We start from the raw sequence: 4,755 nt of genomic DNA on the forward strand, positions 1-4,755 counted from the left end.
GGAACTGCCAGGCATCAAACTGCGATAACCCTGACCTCACGGTCAGGGTTTTTTGCATTTGTGCGCCGGGAAACCCGTTTCTCAGGACAGCACTCTGCATTTGCGCGCCGGAAACCCGCTTTTAATAGCACTATTTTGCATCTGCGGGGTTCGGATACAGGAGCTAGCCTGTAACCAGGCTGGCTCCTGTTTATTATCACAGTCTGACTTGCTGAAGAGATCTTTTCGGCGCTGTCCGGACTGTGGAAAATTAATGAATAACCTGCGAAAGAAAGGCGCGCGTGCGTTCTGATTTAGGTGCAGCAAAGAATTCCTGTGGCGGCGCCTGCTCCACTATCTCTCCCCGATCCATAAAGATCACGCGGTCCGCCACGGTACGCGCAAACCCCATTTCATGCGTGACGCAAAGCATCGTCATCCCGTCTTCCGCCAGACCAATCATCGTGTCTAAAACTTCTTTAACCATTTCCGGATCCAGCGCGGATGTCGGTTCATCAAACAGCATAATCTTAGGTTTCATACAGAGCGAACGGGCAATAGCAACACGCTGCTGCTGTCCGCCTGAAAGCTGTCCGGGAAATTTATGTGCGTGTTCAGCTATGCGTACCCTTTCCAGATAGTGCATTGCCAGCTCTTCGGCTTCCTTCTTTGCCGTTTTTCGCACCCATATGGGTGCAAGCGTGCAGTTTTGTAGCACGCTTAGATGCGGGAAAAGGTTAAAGTGCTGGAATACCATACCGACTTCAGTCCGCACCCGCTCAATATTGCGAAGATCTTCATTCAGATGAATACCATCAACAACTATTCGCCCCTGCTGATGCTCTTCCAAATGGTTGATACAGCGGATAGTGGTTGATTTACCCGAGCCGGAAGGGCCGCACAGCACAATACGTTCGCGAGGTTTTACCTGCAGATTGATATTTTTTAATACGTGAAACTGCCCATACCACTTATTAACGTTTTCCAGTGTAATCATCATTTTATCGTCAGTCTGCAGCGGTAAATTTGTCATGAGAATCCTTAATGCGGCGTACGCCCGGTGTGAAAACGCTTTTCCAGATACTGGCTATAGCGCGACATGCTGAAACAAAAAATCCAGTAAACCAGAGCGGCAAAAACATAGCCTTCGGTCGACATACCAAGCCACGCGGGATCGACAGTGGCCTGCTGTACGCTACTAAACAGGTCAAAAAGCCCGATGATAATGACCAGGCTGGTATCCTTAAACAGCGCGATAATTGTATTAACCAGGCCGGGAATAACCATCTTTAATGCCTGTGGCAAAATGATCAGCATCTGAGTTTTCCAGTAGCCCAGAGCCAGCGACTCTGCCGCCTCATATTGCCCCTTAGGCAGAGCTTGCAGACCACCACGCACTACTTCCGCCACGTAAGCTGACTGAAACAAAATGACGCCAACCAGCGCGCGAACCAGCTTGTCGATACTGCTCCCTTCCGACATAAAAAGCGGCAGCATAACCGAGGACATAAAAAGCACGGTAATCAGCGGCACGCCTCGCCAGAACTCAATAAAGATAACTGACAGCGCGCGCACAACTGGCATAGTCGAACGACGTCCTAACGCCAAAAGGATGCCTAACGGCAATGCGCCCGCAATGCCAACAGAGGCAATAATCAACGTTAGCGTCAGCCCGCCCCATTGACGTGTTTCGACCCTTTCCAGGCCAAAGAAACCGCCGTACAACAATAACCAGACAACCAGAGGAAAGGTAACTGCCCAGGCGGCAAGATACCAACCGCGGCGCGGCATTGATTTCATGAATAAAGGAATAAGGGAGATCAGCCCAATAGCTAATGCCAGATTAATGCGCCAGCGCAGCTCGTGCGGATAAAGGCCATACATAAACTGACCAAAACGGGCGTGAATAAATACCCAGCATGCTCCTTCTTTGGTGCAGTCTGCCCTCGTCGAACCAATCCAGTTAGCCTGAAAAACCAGCCAGTTAAGCGCTGGCGGAATGATTTGCCAGATTGCCCACAGGCAAAAAAGCGTCAGCAGAGAGTTACCCCAGCTTGAAAACAGATTTTTCCTTGTCCATTTTATGGCCCTGGTGAAAGCATTTTCCGGGACAGGCTGAGTTTCATGCGTCGTTAAAGTCATAGTTATCCCGTTTTCTTAGCGTTCAACCAGGCGGATTTTGCGGTTGTAGATGTTCATCAGTAACGAAATCAGCAGGCTGATAATCAGATAGACGCCCATAGTGATAGCAATGGTTTCAATCGCCTGGCCCGTTTGGTTCAGGACCGTACCGGCAAAGAGCGATACCATATCGGGATAGCCAATAGCGGCAGCCAGGGAGGAGTTTTTAACGATATTCAGATACTGGCTGGTTAAAGGTGGGATGATGACGCGCATCGCCTGCGGAATAATCACCTGGCGCAGCGTTACCGGATTAGGTAAGCCCAGTGAACGCGCTGCTTCGTGCTGGCCGTGCGGCACTGACTGGATCCCGGAGCGAATAACCTCAGCTATAAAAGAAGAGGTATAAATAGAAAGCGCCAGCGTCAAGGAGGCCAGTTCAGGGATCAGAGCGAAACCACCGCGGAAATTGAATCCATGCAGCGCTGGAATATCCCAGTGTATGGCCGCGCCAAATACAAGGTTTGCAGCCAGAGGTAAAATCAGCAGCATAGCCAGCGCCAAAGGCCAGCTGCGCCTTAGCTGTCCCGTTTTTAACTGGTAGGTACGGTTGTAGCGAAACAGCGCGATACTGGCTGCAATTGCCAGCAATACGGCAACAATAAAAGGCCATATACCCGCAGCCGCATTGGGAAAGGGAATATAGAGCCCCCGATTACTGACAAAAAACAGATCGAAAGCATTTACCGCCTGGCGCGGACCCGGCAGATTACGCAGTACGGCAAAGTACCAGAAGAAAATTTGCAGCAACGGCGGGATATTACGGAAAATTTCAATATAGATAGTGGAGAGTTTGCGCAGCAGCCAGTTGTCCGACAGACGTGCAAGCCCGATAAAAAAACCTAAAAAAGAAGCAAAAACAATGCAGAGTGCAGAAACCAGGAGCGTATTAGTCAGACCGACCATAAATACGCGCGCATAGGTATCGCCTTCGCTGTAATCAATCAGGTGCTGAACGATGCCGAAACCGGCGCTACGCTCCAGAAAACCAAAGCCGGACGTAATGCCACGGCTGGCCAGATTAATAACGGTATTGTGAAGCAAATAGCCAGCGGCGGCTAAAACCAGCGCTACGGCGCCGGCCTGAAATAGCCAGGCGCGTACCGCAGGATTACTAAAAGAAAAGTCCCTTTTTACGGATGGGCGTTGTGACATGGTAAGACCTCGTAACGGCAAGGCTAATAAAGGCGCCAGCTTAGTGGCGCCTTGTTGTTGCGGGGAATTAACGTACCGGCGGGGCGTACTGGATGCCGCCTTTATTCCAGAGCGCATTCTGGCCGCGAGCAATCTTAAGCTGGCTGTCTTTGCCTACGTTACGGTCAAAAACTTCCTGGTAATTACCAACCTGCTTGATAATGTTGAAAGCCCATTTGTTATCCAGCTTCAGATCCTTACCAAAATCGCCCTCTGAGCCCAGCAGGTGAGCCATATCTGGCGTGGTTGGGCTGGCTGACATCTCGTCAACATTTTTTGAGGTGATCCCCATCTCTTCCGCATTCAGCATGGCATACAGCGACCATTTAACGATTGTAAACCAGTCGTCGTCGCCGCGGCGAACCACCGGCCCCAGCGGTTCCTTGGAGATAACTTCTGGCAGCACGATAAAGTCATCAGGTTTGCCCAGCTTGATGCGCAGCGCATAAAGCTGAGACTGGTCGGATGCCAGCGTGTCGCAGCGGCCGGTATCAAGCGCTTTTGCCGACTCGTCAGAACGATCGAAGGTTACCGGCGTATACTGCATCTTATTGGCTTTAAAATAGTCGGCAACATTCAGCTCGGTATCTGTACCGGCCTGGATACAGACGGTAGCGCCGTCCAGCTCTTTAGCGCTTTTAAGACCCGCTTTCTGGTGGGTCAAAAACCCGATACCGTCGTAATAGTTAACGCCTGCAAACAGGAAGCCCATGCCGCCATCGCGAGAAGAAGTCCATGTCGTATTACGTGAAAGAATATCTACCTCGCCAGATTGCAGAGCGGTAAAACGTTCTTTCGCGGTTAACGGGGTGTATTTCACCTTTGTCGCATCCCCAAAAACAGCTGCGGCGGCAGCCCGACATACGTCGACGTCAATACCGCTAAATTTGCCGCTGGCATCGGCAAACGAAAAGCCAGGCAGGCCATCACTGATACCGCATTGCACAAAACCTTTCTTTTTAATCGCGTCCAGCGTGGTCCCTGCGTGAGCCTGGTTAGTAACGGCGAAGAGCGCGGCAGCGGTCACCAAAGTAGAAAGCATCATTTTTTTCATAAAGCATCCTGTGTGGCGTAATCGTTTGTTATAGGTCAGCGCATACGACGATGCACTTATCCGGTGAAAGCCCTCCCTGGTTGTGCAAAGGTAATGCCAGGTTTGCAGCATCCTGAATTTCATAGAAAGGTTTATTAATATTCGGAAGCAGATTGAAAATTTGTCTGATATTGCGCACTAAATGGTGGCAAAAGCCGCGCGGATGTTCACAAATAGTGCAAACCGTTTCAAAAAAGATGTGTGAATGTGACGAGATATGCAATTGTCGTGGCAGAAGCAGAAGCAGAAGCAGAAGCAGAAGCAGAAGCAGAAGCAGAAGCAGAAGCAGAAGCAGAAGCAGAAGCAGA

4 protein-coding genes are annotated in these 4,755 nt (G+C 50.4%); all 4 read right to left on the bottom strand.

The window, feature by feature from the left end:
* Positions 1 to 250: 250 nt before the first annotated feature.
* Positions 251 to 1,012, bottom strand: coding sequence for an amino acid ABC transporter ATP-binding protein (locus KUE00_RS21670; protein WP_281434728.1), 762 nt, complete (start codon positions 1,010 to 1,012; stop codon positions 251 to 253).
* Positions 1,013 to 1,020: 8 nt separating this feature from the next.
* On the bottom strand, positions 1,021 to 2,121 hold the full coding sequence (locus KUE00_RS21675; RefSeq protein WP_246762641.1) for an amino acid ABC transporter permease: 1,101 nt from the start codon (positions 2,119 to 2,121) through the stop codon (positions 1,021 to 1,023).
* 15 nt (positions 2,122 to 2,136) lie between these two features.
* Positions 2,137 to 3,315, bottom strand: coding sequence for an amino acid ABC transporter permease (locus KUE00_RS21680; protein ID WP_246762642.1), 1,179 nt, complete (start codon positions 3,313 to 3,315; stop codon positions 2,137 to 2,139).
* Positions 3,316 to 3,382: 67 nt separating this feature from the next.
* On the bottom strand, positions 3,383 to 4,408 hold the full coding sequence (locus KUE00_RS21685) for an amino acid ABC transporter substrate-binding protein (RefSeq protein WP_246762643.1): 1,026 nt from the start codon (positions 4,406 to 4,408) through the stop codon (positions 3,383 to 3,385).
* Positions 4,409 to 4,755 lie beyond the last annotated feature (347 nt).

Origin of the sequence: Erwinia phyllosphaerae (assembly GCF_019132875.1) — a bacterium.
GTDB classification, from domain to species: domain Bacteria; phylum Pseudomonadota; class Gammaproteobacteria; order Enterobacterales; family Enterobacteriaceae; genus Erwinia; species Erwinia phyllosphaerae.